At 36.6% G+C, this 17,193-nt stretch carries 15 protein-coding genes; 9 read left to right on the forward strand and 6 right to left on the reverse strand.

The features are described from left to right. Window positions 1-236: 236 nt before the first annotated feature. Together I2F31_RS03250 and I2F31_RS03255 are read left to right on the forward strand one after the other, a co-directional pair. Window positions 237-1,403 carry a cysteine desulfurase family protein gene (locus tag I2F31_RS03250; protein WP_195767819.1) on the forward strand — a complete coding sequence of 389 codons (1,167 nt, stop codon included), beginning with the start codon at window positions 237-239 and terminating at the stop codon, window positions 1,401-1,403. Between the two features lie 210 nt (window positions 1,404-1,613). Continuing rightward, window positions 1,614-2,612: a sulfate ABC transporter substrate-binding protein gene (locus I2F31_RS03255; protein ID WP_195767818.1), complete on the forward strand. Its 999-nt coding sequence runs from the start codon at window positions 1,614-1,616 to the stop codon at window positions 2,610-2,612. Window positions 2,613-2,819: 207 nt separating this feature from the next. Here I2F31_RS03255 and I2F31_RS03260 read toward each other — a convergent pair whose 3' ends face one another. Next, on the reverse strand, window positions 2,820-3,581 hold the full coding sequence (locus I2F31_RS03260) for a glutathione S-transferase (protein WP_195767817.1): 762 nt from the start codon (window positions 3,579-3,581) through the stop codon (window positions 2,820-2,822). A 161-nt stretch (window positions 3,582-3,742) separates the two neighbouring features. On the opposite strand from I2F31_RS03260, the gene ychF reads away from it, so the two are divergent. Continuing rightward, window positions 3,743-4,834: a redox-regulated ATPase YchF gene (ychF, locus tag I2F31_RS03265; protein WP_195767816.1), complete on the forward strand. Its 1,092-nt coding sequence runs from the start codon at window positions 3,743-3,745 to the stop codon at window positions 4,832-4,834. A gap of 52 nt (window positions 4,835-4,886) precedes the next feature. Here the strand turns inward: ychF and I2F31_RS03270 are convergent, their stop codons facing one another. Then, a complete protein-coding gene (locus I2F31_RS03270) occupies window positions 4,887-5,435 on the reverse strand; it encodes a DUF1440 domain-containing protein (protein ID WP_195767815.1) in 549 nt (182 codons plus the stop codon). Between the two features lie 156 nt (window positions 5,436-5,591). Beyond that, complete coding sequence (map, locus tag I2F31_RS03275; RefSeq protein WP_195773431.1) at window positions 5,592-6,386, reverse strand: type I methionyl aminopeptidase; 795 nt, start codon at window positions 6,384-6,386, stop codon at window positions 5,592-5,594. 224 nt (window positions 6,387-6,610) lie between these two features. Between map and brnQ the strand changes: the two genes are divergently transcribed. From brnQ to I2F31_RS03290, 3 genes are all read left to right on the forward strand, one after another. Continuing rightward, window positions 6,611-7,906 (forward strand): branched-chain amino acid transport system II carrier protein, encoded by a 1,296-nt coding sequence (brnQ, locus tag I2F31_RS03280; protein WP_195767813.1) that lies wholly within the window; start codon window positions 6,611-6,613, stop codon window positions 7,904-7,906. A gap of 282 nt (window positions 7,907-8,188) precedes the next feature. Beyond that, the gene (locus I2F31_RS03285) at window positions 8,189-8,407 is read left to right on the forward strand and encodes a hypothetical protein (RefSeq protein ID WP_195767812.1); all 219 of its coding nucleotides are present in this window, start codon (window positions 8,189-8,191) and stop codon (window positions 8,405-8,407) included. A 139-nt stretch (window positions 8,408-8,546) separates the two neighbouring features. Further along, window positions 8,547-8,846 carry a hypothetical protein gene (locus I2F31_RS03290; RefSeq protein ID WP_195767811.1) on the forward strand — a complete coding sequence of 100 codons (300 nt, stop codon included), beginning with the start codon at window positions 8,547-8,549 and terminating at the stop codon, window positions 8,844-8,846. A gap of 48 nt (window positions 8,847-8,894) precedes the next feature. Here I2F31_RS03290 and I2F31_RS03295 read toward each other — a convergent pair whose 3' ends face one another. Next, the gene (locus tag I2F31_RS03295; protein ID WP_228285042.1) at window positions 8,895-9,353 is read right to left on the reverse strand and encodes a hypothetical protein; all 459 of its coding nucleotides are present in this window, start codon (window positions 9,351-9,353) and stop codon (window positions 8,895-8,897) included. Between the two features lie 194 nt (window positions 9,354-9,547). On the opposite strand from I2F31_RS03295, the gene purT reads away from it, so the two are divergent. The 3 genes from purT to dapC are packed head-to-tail and all read left to right on the forward strand — an operon-like array spanning window position 9,548 to window position 14,622. Continuing rightward, window positions 9,548-10,750 (forward strand): formate-dependent phosphoribosylglycinamide formyltransferase, encoded by a 1,203-nt coding sequence (gene purT, locus I2F31_RS03300; protein ID WP_195767809.1) that lies wholly within the window; start codon window positions 9,548-9,550, stop codon window positions 10,748-10,750. A gap of 22 nt (window positions 10,751-10,772) precedes the next feature. After that, window positions 10,773-13,436, forward strand: a complete 2,664-nt coding sequence (glnD, locus tag I2F31_RS03305) for a [protein-PII] uridylyltransferase (protein ID WP_195773433.1) — start codon at window positions 10,773-10,775, stop codon at window positions 13,434-13,436. Between the two features lie 16 nt (window positions 13,437-13,452). Then, on the forward strand, window positions 13,453-14,622 hold the full coding sequence (gene dapC / locus I2F31_RS03310) for a succinyldiaminopimelate transaminase (RefSeq protein ID WP_195773466.1): 1,170 nt from the start codon (window positions 13,453-13,455) through the stop codon (window positions 14,620-14,622). A gap of 43 nt (window positions 14,623-14,665) precedes the next feature. Here dapC and I2F31_RS03315 read toward each other — a convergent pair whose 3' ends face one another. Beyond that, on the reverse strand, window positions 14,666-15,136 hold the full coding sequence (locus I2F31_RS03315; protein WP_195767807.1) for an Lrp/AsnC family transcriptional regulator: 471 nt from the start codon (window positions 15,134-15,136) through the stop codon (window positions 14,666-14,668). A 458-nt stretch (window positions 15,137-15,594) separates the two neighbouring features. Further along, on the reverse strand, window positions 15,595-17,058 hold the full coding sequence (locus tag I2F31_RS03320) for an amino acid permease (protein WP_195767806.1): 1,464 nt from the start codon (window positions 17,056-17,058) through the stop codon (window positions 15,595-15,597). Between the last annotated feature and the right edge of the window lie 135 nt (window positions 17,059-17,193).

A 17,193-nucleotide genomic window follows, 5' to 3' on the forward strand; every position in this document is an offset into this window, starting at 1 on the left:
CATTGGTAATGACTATTAAAATAACCTAAAATCTAATTCAATTATATATATTTAAATATGACTTTTTATTTATTTCTGATGTTGAATAGATTGAGTAAAAATATGAAATAATAAGAACTAGATAACATTTGCGATATCGAGACTATATATTGCGCTTCTTTAGCATAACGACTATGCTTGCTTATCACTTTTTGTTATATTTAAATCATAAAAATTCATTTGGAGAGTTTAGGGATATGAAACAGCAAATTTATCTAGATTATGCTGCAACAACACCAGTTTACCCTGAGATAATAGAAAAGATGGCACAGAGCCTTTCATTTACAGGTACTTTTGGTAACCCTGCTTCAAATGGACACCCTTTTGGGCAACAGGCACGACAAAAGGTAGAACAAGCTAGAAGTGATGTTGCATCTCTTATTGGTGCAACTGCAGATGAAATTATTTGGACATCAGGTGCAACAGAATCCAATAATTTGGCCTTGAAAGGTGTGACAGAGCGTTATGCTTCTCGTGGGAAACATATTATTACCAGTCAAATTGAGCATAAAGCCATTTTAGACAGCTGTGCGAAATTAGAAAGCCTTGGTTTTGAAGTGACCTATCTTAAACCAAATGCAGAAACAGGAATAATTACGCCTGATGCTGTAAAAGATGCAATTCGTCCAGATACGTTGCTTATTTCCCTCATGATGGTAAATAATGAAATTGGTACAATTACAGATATAAAATCTATTGGTGAAACTGCAAAACAGCAAGATATTTTCTTTCATGTAGATGCGGCACAAGCGGCAGGTAAATTACATATAGATGTACATGCATTAAATATAGACTTATTAAGCCTTTCTGCACATAAAGTATATGGCCCTAAAGGAATTGGGGCTTTATATGTAAACCATCAAAAAACATTCGAAATTGAGCCACAAATACATGGTGGTGGCCATGAGCAAGGTTGTCGTTCTGGTACGCTTGCGACACACCAAATTGTAGGTATGGGTGAAGCATTTAAAATTGCGAAGCTAAGCCTAGATACAGAGCAAGAGCGACTTAAATTACTTCAACAGAAGCTATTTGATGGTTTAAAGGCAATGACGAGTATTGTTTTGAATGGTGATTTAGAACAACGCGTTGCTAATTATTTAAATGTTTCATTTACAGAAGATAATCCTTTTGTACTCATTAACGCCGTGAAAACATTTGCTGCTGTTTCAAGTGGTTCAGCATGTAACTCAGGTAAAGCTGGTGCATCACATGTCTTACTGGCGATAGACCGTACAGAAACCCATGCTAAGAATGCAATTCGTTTTAGCTTTGGTAAATATACCACTGAAAAAAATATCGATGATTTACTTGAGCACTTGAAACATGTTCAGGACACAACGCAAATTGTGACATTTATATAATACTCCGATGGTTTAAGCTAAAGCACATTTTGTGATTAAACATATTAAGTACGTATATAAGTTTATATTGTATTGTTGTTAGGTAATTTTAGAGAATCCTCTATAATTTGACATTCTTATAAACTTATATTGTATTTATTACAGCAGAATGCCTTAAATCTTTCGATTTCAACGATTGGCATGTTATTAGCTTAAATCATGGATTTATATATGAAAAAACTATTTTTACTTGGTGTTTTAGGCGTTATTTTGTCTTCAACATCAGCGATTGCTGCTGAAACAAAAAGCTTTTTAAATGTTTCATATGATCCAACACGTGAATTCTATAAAGATTATAATCAAGCATTTGGTGAATATTGGTATAGTAAAACAGGTCAGAGAATTGATTTTAAACAATCACATGGTGGATCTGGAAAACAAGCACGTGCTGTGGCAACAGGATTAAAAGCAGATGTTGTAACACTTGCTCTAGCCAATGATATTGATGAAATTGCTAATGCAGGATACATCCGTAAAGATTGGCAGAAACAATTTCCAAATAACTCTGCACCATACACTTCTACGATTGTTTATTTAGTGCGTAAAGGTAATCCAAAACATATTAAAGATTGGAATGACTTAGCAAAGCCTGGAGTGGAAGTGATTACTCCTAACCCTAAAACAGGTGGAGCACCACGATGGATTTATCTTGCCGCTTGGGGGTATGCACTTAAACAACCAGGTGGAAACGATACTAAAGCACGTCAGCTAGTTACCGATATCTATCAAAATGTAAAAGTTTTAGATTCAGCCGCACGTGCATCTATGACAACATTTACAGAGAGAAATATTGGTGATGTGCTTTTAACATGGGAAAATGAGGCATTATTGGCTCAAAAGAACTTACCAAAGGGTGAGTTTGAGATTGTTTACCCATCTATTTCAATTTTGGCAGAACCTTCTGTTGCTATTGTAGATAAAACAGTGGATGAAAATGGCAACCGTTTAATCGCAAAAGGTTATTTAAACTTCTTATATTCACCTCTTGGTCAGAACTTAGCTGCTGAATATAACTTCAGACCACGTAATAAAGAAGTTGCACAAAAGTATGCTTATAAATTTCCAAAGTTACAGTTATTCACAATAGACTCTGTATTTGGTAGCTGGGCTAATGCTCAAAAGATTCACTTCGCCAATGGCGGTGTTTTTGATCAGATTTACAAAAAGTAATTCGTCACTTATTGAAAAAGCATCATCTTGTATGGTGCTTTTTTTACGCCGTTGATTATAATTTCAGATAATTTATGATTGATATAATTATTCTAGGGAGGGATTCCTATCTTACATACTCTTATTTTTAAGATGAGAGCTAAACACTTATCAAAATTGAACCACATTACAGTCTTTCTTTTTGTATAAGAAAGTATAATGCGTTTTCTATACCCCACGCCAGTCTACCCTAGCATTACGTTGAGTTTCATAGATACGCTGAACATATTGTCCTAAAGGTAGAGCGAGTATTTTTTCTTTTAGGCTAAATACATCTTCGTTATGGCCAAACTGTTCAACTTCCCAAGGTGTACCTTCAATATTTAGCACTGGTGCAACCATACTACATACAGAAATATCAGCAAGCGTTAAATTATTACCCACTATATAACCTGTATTCGTTTCTAAAAGCTGTTGATTTAACATAAAAATGATTTCTAATATACGTTTTTCAACATCCATTAAATCATTTGTATTGAGTTGAAAGTATTTTTTTAATGCGACTGAAAGTACGGGTTTACTATATCTTTTAAATTTTTGTAGATAACCTTTTTCACCAATTAAAATATCTACCGATTCATTGTGTGGTAATACCATATAATTAAGAACCCAACGCCGTATATAAATACCAAGCTCATTGGCTAGATCATTGGTACGAAGAATATAACGTTTCAGTGTCGGGTTATGATGAATAAGGTTATTTTCAGGATAAAACTCATCTAGGTATATTGCAATTTCTGTAGAGTCTACAATCCATCGTTCATTATCGTTGAGTAAAGGTAAGGTATTGACCCCAGCTTTGCGTTGAGTAAAAAAACGATGTACGCCTGGTGTTAAGTTATGGGCAACGTAGTCTAATTCTTTATGATCTAAAACCCAACGTGCTTTTTCACAAAAATGCGAGAGTGGAAATTGATACAAAATACGCATATATGATTTACCCTAATTACTCTGACGAGTTTTATTTAGCATATTATAAGTAATTCAGAAAAATTGCGTATAAAATTATCATAAAAACACTTATTCCTGACTTTATTTTGACTTTGAGGTAGAATTAGGCTCAATTGATATAACATTTTTGTGAGCACTTCATGGGTTTTAATTGTGGTATTGTTGGTTTACCAAACGTTGGCAAGTCAACACTTTTTAACGCCTTAACGAAAGCGGCAATTGCTGCTGAAAACTTCCCTTTTTGCACCATTGAGCCAAATACAGGTATTGTTCCTGTACCAGACTCAAGATTAGAAAAATTAACAGCCATTGTAAAACCTCAACGTGTTTTACCAACAACAATGGAATTTGTTGATATTGCGGGTTTGGTCGCAGGTGCATCTAAAGGTGAAGGCCTAGGTAACCAGTTTTTAGCAAATATTCGTGAAACAGATGCTATTGCTCATGTTGTACGTTGTTTTGAAGATGAGAATGTTATTCACGTTAATGGAAAAATTGATCCGCTTGATGATATTGCAACAATTAACACGGAACTTGCACTTTCTGACTTAGAAACAGTGACTAAATCGGTTACTCGCCTTGCAAAAAATGTAAAAAGTGGCGATAAAGATGCGATTGCTACAAAAACAGTGCTAGAGAAGATTTTACCATTACTTAATGAAGGTCAACCTGCTCGTGCAGCAGATCTATCTGAAGATGACTATAAACTTCTTCGTGGTTATGGCCTTCTGACTTTAAAGCCAACCATGTATATTGCCAATGTTGCTGAAGATGGTTTTGAAAATAATCCATATTTAGACGCCGTACGTGAACTGGCTGCCAAAGAGAATGCCATTGTTGTCCCTTTATGTAACCAAATTGAAGCTGAAATCTCTTTATTAGAAGATGAAGACCGCGCAGAGTTTTTAGAAGCAATGGGTATGGAAGAGCCAGGTTTAAATGTGGTTATTCGTGCAGGTTACGGTTTACTTGGTTTACAAACTTATTTTACGGCAGGTGTTCAAGAAGTCCGTGCTTGGACAGTTAAAGTAGGTGCAACTGGCCCAGAAGCAGCAGGTGTTATTCATACAGACTTTGAAAAAGGTTTTATTCGTGCAGAAGTGATTGCTTACGATGACTTTATTCAATTTAATGGTGAGTCAGGTGCAAAAGATGCTGGAAAGTGGCGTTTGGAAGGTAAAAGCTATATTGTTAAAGATGGTGATGTGATGCATTTCCGTTTTAACGTTTAATTTTAATAAATTTGAAGAGCTATCATCTTGATAGCTCTTTTTTTATGGGACTTTAACTTACCCACTTTCCCCGAATTGGTCTATGTAATATTGCTAAAACAAAAACCAATGATACCTCAATAGAAAATGACCAATATATATGACCTAAGATCTCGCTAAGAAACTCATAGGCATTTAAATTCCAAAGCCAACCGACCACATTACCATCATATGCTAAGTGTCTAAATCCTAATGCTGGTATAAGGAATCCGTGCATAACAATTGTAATGACTACGCCGTATATTATTCCATATAGTGCTCTTATTTTTGGAAAAAAAGCAGATAAAAAGATATAAACAAATGCAAAAATAAAGCTAAATATCCAGTGATAGAGTGTCACTGCCCCACCAACTAAATGTCCCTGATACATATAATCTAAATTATGTGCATTTATTCCTAGTGGTCCAAGCCAAGCATCGATATGAGCGGCAGGAGGGGAAATTTCACCTGCCATACGAGGTGGCATATTTACTTCAGATCCCCATTTTACTAGTGAGCTGATAAAGCCTGCAATGAGAGTACCGATAATAAGTACTTTTTGGTTTGATTGATTTTTTAGCACACTTACTTCCTTTTCATGTGTTGTTTTGTAACTTATATTCGTTTTCTTATTATTACCTTAAAATTATTAATTTACTTAGGCTATTTTGGTGTTTCTAATAAAAACTCCTTATCATTTGAAACAATACAATAAGGAGTTTTTATTATAGGTGTATTTTTAAATATTTGGAAAATCACCAGTACCGTTTGGCCAAGGTGTTAATACTTCAAAGCCATGATCAGTGACTGCGACCATGTGTTCCCATTGTGCAGATAAAGATCTATCTTTAGTCACTACGGTCCAACCATCATTGAGTTCATTGACAGCAGCTTTCCCCATATTTACCATTGGTTCTATAGTAAATACCATTCCTTTTTTTAACTTTAGCCCCTGCCCTTTTTGCCCATAATGTAGAATATTTGGCTGTTCGTGGTAGCCTTTTCCTATACCATGTCCGCAATATTCACGAACAATACTATAGTTTTTCTTATGAGCAACGCTTTGTATTGCAAATCCAATATCACCGAGCGTTGCACCAGGTTTTACTTGCTGTATACCTGCAAGCATGGCTTCGTAAGTCGTTAGAATAAGTGCTTTATACTCAGGTTTGACCTGCCCTACGCAATACATTCTACTGGTATCACCATAATAACCATCTTTAATAATGGCAACATCAATATTAATAATGTCGCCCTCTTTTAATATTTCTTGTTCTGATGGAATACCATGACATACAACTTCATTTTTTGAAATACATGTAGTTTTGCTATAACCACAATAACCAATATTGGCAGGTATGACTTTAAGTTGCTGCACAATAAAGTCATAACATAAGTCATCTAAATAAGCAGTAGATACGCCTGGTTGGACATGCTCTGCAATCATTTCAAGTACTTCGGCTGCGTACTTGCCAGCCACTCTTAATTTGTCAATATCATCAGTACTTTTAATGTTTACTTTGTTGTTGAACATGTTTTTCCACTTTTAAATGTATAAATTTACTTAGGCTATTTTACGGCAATAAACCTAAAAGCATTAGAGTTGTTATTTTAACACTAAATAAACAGAACAAATTATAAAATATATATTTTATAAAAACGCTTATTGCACCAAAATTAACCAAAAAAATACCAATTTAATGTTTAATCTTGTATTTTGCACTAGAATTAAGCAATTTTTAAAATTCAGGCAACTTTATGACGCAGTTAAATCTCAAGGATATTTTGGCATTGGGGTTTATGACCTTTGCCTTATTTATTGGTGCGGGTAATATTATCTTCCCCCCTATTGTTGCTCAGCAAGCTGGTGAGCATGTTTGGCTTGCTGCATTTGGCTTTTTAATTACTGCAGTGGGTCTACCTGTGCTTACGATTATTGCATTAGCACGTGTGGGTGGATCAATAGAAGCATTAAGTTCTCCACTAGGCAAAATCGCAAGTTTAATTTTAACAGTGACTTGTTATTTGGCTGTGGGCCCTTTATTTGCGACACCACGTACAGCAACAGTATCATATGCCATTGGTATAGAGCCTCATTTTGGCCATGGTGTTACCCCTACACTCATATATAGTGCCATCTATTTTACAATCGTTGCCATTGTGTCGTTATATCCTCATAAGATTCTAGACACGATTGGATATGTTCTGGCTCCGTTAAAACTGGTTGCTTTAAGTGTATTGTGTATTAGCACCTTGTTTATTTCACTGCATTTCTTTGCTACACCAACAGGCCATTATGTAGACCGTCCAATGTCTGAAGGATTGGTCAATGGTTATTTAACCATGGATACCTTGGGCGCATTAGTGTTTGGTATTGTGATTGTACAGGCAGTACAGTCTCGTGGTGTAACAGCATCTAAGTTTGTTTTTAAATATACTGTCATTGCAAGTATGATTGCAGGCGTTGGATTAACTGCACTGTATTTATGCCTATTCCGCTTAGGTGTTCAGAGCTACCCGCTTACGCCTAATGCAACCAATGGTGCTGTTATTTTAAATGCTTACGTACAGCATGCATTTGGTTCATCGGGTACAGTATTTTTAACCGCTTTAATTATTTTAGCCTGTGTGGTGACTGCTATTGGTTTAACATGTTCGTGTGCCAGTTATTTCCACCAACTTACTAAAATCTCTTATAAAACATTAGTTATTATTTTAGTGGTTTTTGCATTTCTGATTTCAAACCTAGGTTTAGATCAATTAATTGCTTTTTCTGTTCCTGTATTGACAGCAATTTACCCACCTGCAATTGTAGTTATTCTTTTAAGCTTTTTTACAGGAATATTCTCCAACCCTACACGTATTTTTATTCCTGTTACAACAGTCGCTTTTATTTTTGGAGTGATTGAAGGTATTAAAGCATCTCGTTTTCAACATGTTGTACCGGATATATTACAGAAATTACCACTTTCGGAACAAAATCTTGCTTGGCTTATTCCTTGTGTGATTGTTTTTGTTATTGCCCTTGTGCTTAATAAGATAAAAAAATCTTAATGTAAAGGGAGGCTTATGCCTCCTTTTTTTTATAAAAATTCACCATTATTAATGATAAAAAACAATAAATATCAACAATTAATACACCTTTTACCAAGTGATTTAAAGCAGCTATTGTAAGACAAAAAACCTTTTGTGGTTTACTTAAAAAAGTATAAGCCACCCTGTAAATTATTATTTGATCTGATTGTCATATTTATTTAACAAAATAATGGTAGTAAATTTTGCATTGTTCTCACTATAATAGTACACGACACTTTTTTTTGGCTGGAGGAATATGCGATGAATTCAATCAAAACACAAATGAACAATGTAAAAACATATCCCAACTTTACGGTTTATGTACTTACAACGTGTGCACTGATGTTAACCCTAGCAATTCAAGGTACAATTCAAGGCAATTTAGAAATAACTCATTTTCTATATGCACTGTTGTCTTGTGTAGCATTTGCGATATGGGCAATTTTTGACTTAAAAGCTAGAAAATCAAAATCATATTAAAATTAAACCAACATTAATTTGAGCAAAAAAACAACAGCAAGCCCTATAACTATTACGTTTATAGGCTTGCTCAATCAATCAAAACTTCTTTATTCTTTGGTTAGGTAATATTACCTTTATTGATAAATATAGGCTCAGAATGAAAAAAATTACATGTTCTATCATTGCGTTAAGTCTTTCTGCCCTCAGTGCTACTGCATTTGCTTGCCCTAAAGGTACAACCATTCAAGGTGGTGAAGGCCCACACCATAAAGGTGGTAAATGTGTTTTAGCAAGTGGTGCGCCTGCAAAGAAAGCTGAGGAGAAAAAAGCAGATGTTACTAAGGCTAAAACTGAAGCTGTAAAAGAGAAGGCTGAGAAAAAAGCTGAAACAGCGAAAGAAAAAGCGGCTAAAGTAACTGAAGTAAAAAAAGACAAAGTAGAAAAACCAAAGGTTTAATGACTGCTATCCATTAAAAGGAAGGCCTAGGCCTTCCTTTTTACATGATTATAGGTCTTTGCTATTGCCAAGCTCTGGGTGATCTAAAGCATTTTTACATAATGCTTTATCTCTAAAATAAATGCGTTTGGCATCATCTAATGTCTGCCCAGTTTGTTGTGCCTGTATTGTACGTGCTACTGTATCTAAGCTCACCATTGCTTTACGACATAAAGCAAAGTTACCTTCTGCGACAGAGTCACCCATTTTTACATTGATCATCCAACGATTACCTAGCTCACGTAATGGTTTACGGACATCATCATCAATCTGATTTTGATTAAAATGCCCTGCTAATAAAGCATCATCTATTTTGGTCATTAAGACCCAACTTTCTTTAGCGTACTGGGTTGCATCTTTAGTTAATTTCGGTGCAGGTTTAATCACGACTTTAGGTTCATCTTTTTGATTACACCCTGTAAGTGCTACAGCACATGCCACTACTGTCAATATTGTTATCTGTCGCATTGTCACCCACATATGTCTCATCTCTTATCATCACGGCGTATCTGACTATGCTATAAGATTAATGAAATTGCCTCAACTATATACGAGTTGTTCGATTGTCAAGCAGACAACATTCATAATAGATTATTCAAATAATCTGAATTGGGTTAGTATATTTACCCTTAGTGTTACAACAACAAACAAAGGAAAAGTCCATGAGCGTTACACTTGGTACACCATTACAACCCACCGCATTTAAGGTTTTACTACTGGGTTCTGGTGAGTTGGGTAAAGAAGTTGTCATTTCACTACAACGCCTTGGTGTAGAAGTTCATGCGGCAGACCGCTACGATCATGCACCTGCAATGCAAGTTGCGCACTATAGTCATACACTTAATATGGCAGACCCTAAAGCACTAAAAGCACTCATTGACACAGTAAATCCACAACTTATTGTGCCTGAGATTGAAGCGATTGCGACAGACTTACTCATTGATATTGAAAATAATCATACAGCTACAATTATTCCATCTGCCAAGGCCGTAAGCTTAACCATGAACCGCGAGGGTATTCGTTGTTTAGCCGCAGAAGAGTTGGCTATTCCAACTTCAAATTATCGCTTTGCAGACTCATTAGAAAGCTTTAGACAAGCATGTGATGAAATTGGTTATCCTAACTTTGTTAAACCTGTTATGTCATCTTCAGGTAAAGGCCAATCTTATGTCAAAAGTGCAGATCAAGTCGACGCAGCTTGGCAATATGCTATGGAAACTGCTCGTATTAACCAAGGTAAAGTGATTATTGAATCTAAAATTGATTTTGACTTTGAAATTACGCTATTGACTGTACGTGCGAAAAACCCAACCACTCAAGCACTTGAAACTCACTTCTGTGCCCCGATTGGGCATCAACAACAAGACGGCGATTATATTGAAAGCTGGCAACCTCAAGCCATGACTGAGCAAGCCTTAACGAAAGCCAAAGAGGTTGCTGAAAAAGTAACAACAGCTCTTGGCGGTTGCGGTATTTTTGGGGTAGAGCTGTTTGTGAAAGGTGATGATGTTTGGTTTAGTGAAGTTTCTCCTCGTCCACACGACACAGGGCTAGTTACTCTTGCCTCACAATTTCAAAGTGAATTTGAACTCCATGCCCGTGCAATCTTAGGATTACCTGTCAATACCACACAACATAGCGTGGCAGCCAGTGCCGTTGTATATGCAGGTGTAGACAGTAGTAATCTAAGCTATCAACACCTAGAGCAAGCTTTAAGTCACCCAGACTCAGACCTTAGACTTTTTGGTAAGCCAGAAGGCTTTAAAAAACGCCGCATGGGTGTTGTGACTGCACGTGCCACAAATACTGAAGATGCTCGACGTATTGCAAGAGATGCAGCACAAAAAATTACTGTTAAAGCATAAACAACAATAAGGCCAATCATTTATGAAGATTACTTCTCTTTCCGACTATATGGCAAGCCATGAAGGCCATGCCTCAATTCAAAAGTGGCACCAACACATTGAACAAGAGTTTGATGCATTTTTTGAACAGGGAAATAGTATTCGACATATTGTATTGGCCAGATCAAATGCTATAGATGAAAGCCTACGTCTACTTTGGCAACAAGCAGGTCTTGAGCAATCAGAGATTTGTTTGTTTGCTGTGGGTGGCTATGGGCGACAAGAAATGTTGCCCTATTCAGATGTAGACATCATGCTATTCTCTGAACATGAGCTCGACACCCTACAAGAACAAGCTGTATCCACATTTATTGCCTCTTTATGGGATACAGGCTTTAAACCGGGTGTAAGTGTGCGTACAGCCACATCTTGTGTAGAACAAGCCAGTCAAGACATTACCATTGCCACATCACTCATAGAATCACGTTTAATTGTAGGTGATGATCGCTTTGCACGCTGGCCTAGAAAGATTGTCAATCAAACATGGACAGATCGGGCGTTTTTTGATGCCAAAATGCAAGAGCAGAAAAAACGCTATGCACAATACAACTATACAGAAAGCAATCTAGAACCAGACATTAAAAATGCGCCGGGTGGCATTCGAGACATGAACCAAATTGCATGGATTGCTAAACGACATTTCCGTGTTAATCGTATATATGATCTTGTCCATTTGGGCTTTATTTCAGAGTTTGAACTCAAAGTTTTAGAGGCAGCAGAAACGTTCTACTGGGAAATAAGACACTACTTACACCGTCTTACCAAGCGAGATGAAAATAGACTGCTTTTTGACTATCAACGAGAAATCGCCAGTAAATTTGGTTATAGCCATGCTGAGGGACAATCTGCAAACTATGCCGTTGAGCAGTTTATGCGTCGGTATTACCGTAAAGCACAGCAAGTCGCTACACTAAATGAAGTATTATTGGCATTCTTCAATCAATCTGTGATTGAACCAAGGGTGAAAGAGTACACCAAGCAAGTTCAAGTACTCAATGAACGCTTTACCATTACCGACCACAAAATTGCCGTACAGCACCATAGAGTCTTTTCTGAAAACCCAAGTGCCATTTTAGAAATCTTTTATTTGATTGCCATTCACCCAGAAATTAAAGGCATTCGAGCACGTACATTACGTCTATTGGTTTTAGCCGCTAAAAATATAGATGAAAACTTTAGACAACAACCTGAACATAAAGCACTGTTCTTAAAAATCATACAATCATCAAAACGGCTATATGAAACTTTATCCCATATGCGTCGCTATGGTATTTTAGGTAAATATTTGCCTGCGTTTGGTCAGATTATGGGCCTTATGCAATATGACCTGTTTCATATCTATACGGTAGACCAACATACCCTCTTTCTTATACGCAATTTAGAACGATTTAAAGAACCTGAGTTTGCCAAAGATTTCCCTGTGGTAAGCTCTGTGTATCAACGTCTTAAAAAGCGTGACATTATTATGATTTCAGCACTATTTCATGACATTGCTAAAGGTCGTGGTGGTGATCACTGTATTTTAGGTGCACAAGATGCTCGTGAGTTCTGTGAGTTTCATGGTATCAGCCCTGAAGATACCAACCTGATTGCATGGCTCATTGAAAACCACTTACTCATTTCACTCACTGCACAGAAAAAAGATATTTCAGACCCAGACGTGATTCAAGAGTTTGCCTCAAAACTTAAAGATATGGATCATCTAGACTATCTATATACTCTGACTGTGGCAGACATTAATGCCACTAACCCCAAACTCTGGAATACATGGCGTGCCTCTTTAATGCGTCAACTGTATACGCAAACCCGTGAAGTGATTCGTAAAGGCATAGACAGACCTGTAGACTACCAAATGCTGATTGAAGACACGAAATTCTATGCCAGTGAAAAATTAGTACAGGATTTTTCCTTACAACGGGTTGAAAAAGTATGGCAAGAACTTGGAGATGAGTATTTCTTAAAAGAATCTGTGGATGATATTGCGTGGTGTACACATGCCATCTTAGAACATGAAACAAATCATCAACCGCTTGTTAAACTCAGAGCACACCGTAAAACAGCACAAGATACGGTACAAATCTTTATCTATACGCAAGATAAACCAAATCTATTTGCCACGACTGTTGCTGTACTTGACCGTATGAACCTTGATGTACAAGATGCCCGTATTATTACCTCTAAAACAGACTTCAGTTTAGATACATATATTGTTTTAGACCGCTTTGGCACTTTGCTTAATGAACCTCAACGTCAAGAAACACTGATTAAGGCACTTTCTGAGGCTTTAAATCATGTAGATGAGTACCCTAACCTATTACAAAGACGCGTTCCCCGACAACTCAGACACTTTAATATTGAAAATACAGTCACGATACGGCTTGATGAGTCGCTCAAACAGCATAAAATAGAAATTTCGACATTAGATCACCCAGGCTTACTGGCTAAAATTGGTGGTTTATTTATGATGCAAGGTTTAGACATCCACTCCGCCAAAATTGCCACCCTCGGGGAAAAAGTCGAAGATATCTTTTATGTGACTAAAAAAAATGGCGTCATGCTGTCCGATGAAGAGTCAGAACATTTTGCTTTTCAGCTTAAATCTGCTTTAGATGAAGCATCAAACCAAGTTACCAATCCAACACCGTAAAATTAGTAGTCGATTTATGAACACACTGTTAGAACGCCTTCACCCATACCCTTTTGAAAAGCTCAATGCACTTTTCAAAGACATTACACCTGCACAATTGTCTGCCATTTCACTGTCTATTGGTGAACCTAAGCACCCTGCACCACAATTTGTCATTGACAGCTTGGCGCAAAACTTTCAGCACTTATCTAGCTATCCTGCCAGTAAAGGCCTACCTGAACTACGCCAAGCAATTGCAAGTTGGTTAACACAACGGTTTCATTTAAAAAACATCAGTGCAGAACAGCAGGTACTTCCTGTCTCTGGTACACGAGAGGCTCTATTTTCTTTTGTGCAAGCCGTTATAAATAAAGATGATGATGCCTATGTGGTCATGCCAAACCCATTTTATCAAATCTATGAAGGGGCAACCTTACTGGCAGGGGCAACACCGTACTTCGTTAACTGTACAAAAGACAATGACTATTTAGGCGATTTTGATGCTGTACCAAGCACAGTATGGGAAAAGACGGCGATTTTATTTATATGCACACCGGGTAATCCAACGGGTGCGGTAATGCCCCGTGAACAGCTCAAAAAGCTTATTCAATTGTCTGACCAATATCACTTTATTATTGCATCAGACGAATGCTACTCTGAACTATGGTTTGAACAGGCTCCTGTTGGCCTGCTCGAAGTATGTGCTGAAATGGGCCGTGACGACTATAAAAATTGTGTCGTATTTCACTCACTCTCTAAGCGTTCAAATTTACCAGGTATGCGTTCAGGGTTTATTGCAGGTGATGCCAAAGTTTTAGCACCTTACTTAAAGTATCGAACCTATCATGGTGCTGCCATGCCTGTTCAACACCAAATTGCATCTACACTAGCGTGGTCAGATGAAGAGCATGTAGCCGAAAACCGTGCATTATATAGAGAAAAGTTTCAATTATTTCAAAGCGAGTTAGGCCATCTATTACCATTGGTGAAACCAGATGCAGGATTCTACTACTGGTTACAGGTCGATAATGATGAGAAATTTGCACAGCAACTCATACAACAGGCCAATATTAAAGTGTTACCAGGGCGTTATCTTTCAAGAGATACATCTGAAGGAAATCCTGGTGAAAACCATGTCCGTATGGCGTTAGTGGCAGACTTACAACAATGTGAACAAGTCATTCAACGCTTAAAAAGCATTTTATAATTTCCAATAAAAAAGCAGAGGTTATTCCTCTGCTTTTTTATGACTAAACTCGACTCAGTATATGCTGGCAATTAAATACATTATATTTTTTAATCACAAAACTAGAGTGTAACGCAGTCACATTTTCTATTTTAGCAACACGTCGAAGTAGAATCTCACTGTAATTGTCCATGTCTTTTGCGACAAGCTCAACAATAAAGTCAGCACTTTGCCCTGTCACCAGAAAAGCGTTGATGACTTCAGGAATAGATTCAAGCTCAGCCAAGAAATGGTCAAATGTTTCACTATCATGCTTACTGAGTGACACTTGTAGCAAAATATGTAGTTTAAAACCCAATTTATTGTAGTTAATCTCGCGTTTTAAGCCTGTCATCATTTCAGATTCAATCAGTATTTTAATACGACGATGTACCGAACTAATCGATAAATTAATTCGTTCAGACAATTCATTGAGGTTTAAATCTTCGTGGGTGAGTATTTCAAGGATTTGTTTATCGAAGCGGTCTAATTGCATATTTTTCCCTTTAAGTCAGTGAAAAATATTTCGATGGCTAGATTACGATTATTATTTTTGGAGTCAAGGGAAAACACATTGTTTACTTTTAGCATCTACCGCATTGTACGCTGTAGATTATCCAACAAATGGGTAATTCGTTTTCTCTAAAAGCCGAGTTCAGACCTTTTGGGTCAAGCTTATGGCATCTCCCAATACCATAAACCGTTTTCTCGATCCCTCTTACACCCTGATTCATAATATAACGTAAGTCATTTCGAATTATTTTCCTTCATTTTGCTCATTTTTACCGATTTTTAAAAAATTTTCTACATACAAATAGATAATTTATATTTTTTCTCACATTTAAATAAGATTAGACTTTTTTTATGAATTTATTAATATTTTAAGGCATTTATTTTCATCAGAGCATAAAAAATGGCCTATATAAATAGGCCATTTCAAAGATACATTTATAATTATTTTTCTACGCGTTTACCATGTTTTAAAATCCAATTACGCTCTTCATCTTTTTTATTACGATACTTATAGGCCACATAGAGTCCACCAAACCAAATAGGTGAAAAATACAATGCCACACGTGTATCATGATCTAAGCTTAAAATTGCAGTAACAAACAATAAAAAGCCCAATGTTAACCATGACATCAAAATACCCATTGGCATTTTGTACTGTGATGATTCATGCAGTTCTGGTGCTTTTTTACGATATGCAAGATAAGAAATAAGAATGATCGCATATGAGAAAATCATTAAAATGGTACTTAATGATGAAAAAATGGTAAAAGCAGTCATCACATTAGGAATAATAAATAAAATACTTGTACCAACGACAATACAAGCCATAGAAAAAATTAAGCTATAAATAGGTACTTTTCGCTTAGAAAGCTGTTTAAATTTTTGAGGAGCATCACGCTCAACTGCTAAACCATACATCATACGGCTGGTCGCAAAAATACCACTATTTGCAGATGACATGGCCGATGTTGTGACCACAAAGTTCACTAAAAATGCGGCCGCAGGTAAGCCAATTAAAGTAAACATATGCACAAATGGACTTTGACTTGGTGATACTTTTGCCCATGATGTGACAGAGATAATGCAAATGAGTGCACCCACATAAAATAAAATAATACGTAAAGGAATAGAGTTAATCGCTTTAGGTAGTGTTTTGTGAGGGTCTTTGGTTTCAGCGGCTGTTGTACCTACAAGCTCAATACCAATAAATGCAAATACTGCAATTTGAAAGCCTGCTAAGAATCCACTCAGACCATATGGGAAAATAGAGCCTGGTTCAATTAAGTGAGATAATGATGCTTTCACACCATTTGGTGACACAAAACCAGTAGAGACTAAATAAATCCCAACCAATAAAAATACCACAATTGCTACAATTTTAATGAGTGCAAACCAAAACTCTGTCTCACCAAATAATTTGACTGTCAGTAAGTTAAGAATGGTTAATGTGGTTACGGTAATAAAGGCAGGTATCCATGCCGACAAGTCAGGGAACCAAAACTGGAAATACCCTCCAATAACAATAATATCTGCAATGGCTGTAACCACCCAACTCATCCAATATGACCAACCTAAGAAGAACCCTGCCCATGGGCCTAAGTACGCCGTGGCAAAGTCAGCAAATGATTTATAGTTGGTATTGGAAAGAAGTAACTCCCCCATTGCACGCATAACAAAATAAAAGAAAAAACCAATGATTAAATACGTTAAAACAATGGATGTACCCGAGAGGCTGAGTGTTTTTCCCGTACCCATGAATAATCCTGTACCAATTGCACCACCAATCGCAATCAGCTGAATATGTCTATTGGTTAAGGATCGTTGTAGTTTTTCTTCGTCTTGAGGGTCTTGATTGTGTCCACCGAGTAGATCACCTTGAAGTGCATCACTTGTATTTTTGCTCATAGTGTATCTCCTATTGAGCTTGTATTATTAGATGATTAAGTACTAAGGTTAAATTGAGAAATTATGAAAACCTTGGTTTACTAGAGCAACATATATGCCAATATTTATAGAATATATTTACAACCTCTAATACGT

This window comes from Acinetobacter rathckeae, from assembly GCF_015627125.1.
GTDB lineage: Bacteria > Pseudomonadota > Gammaproteobacteria > Pseudomonadales > Moraxellaceae > Acinetobacter > Acinetobacter rathckeae.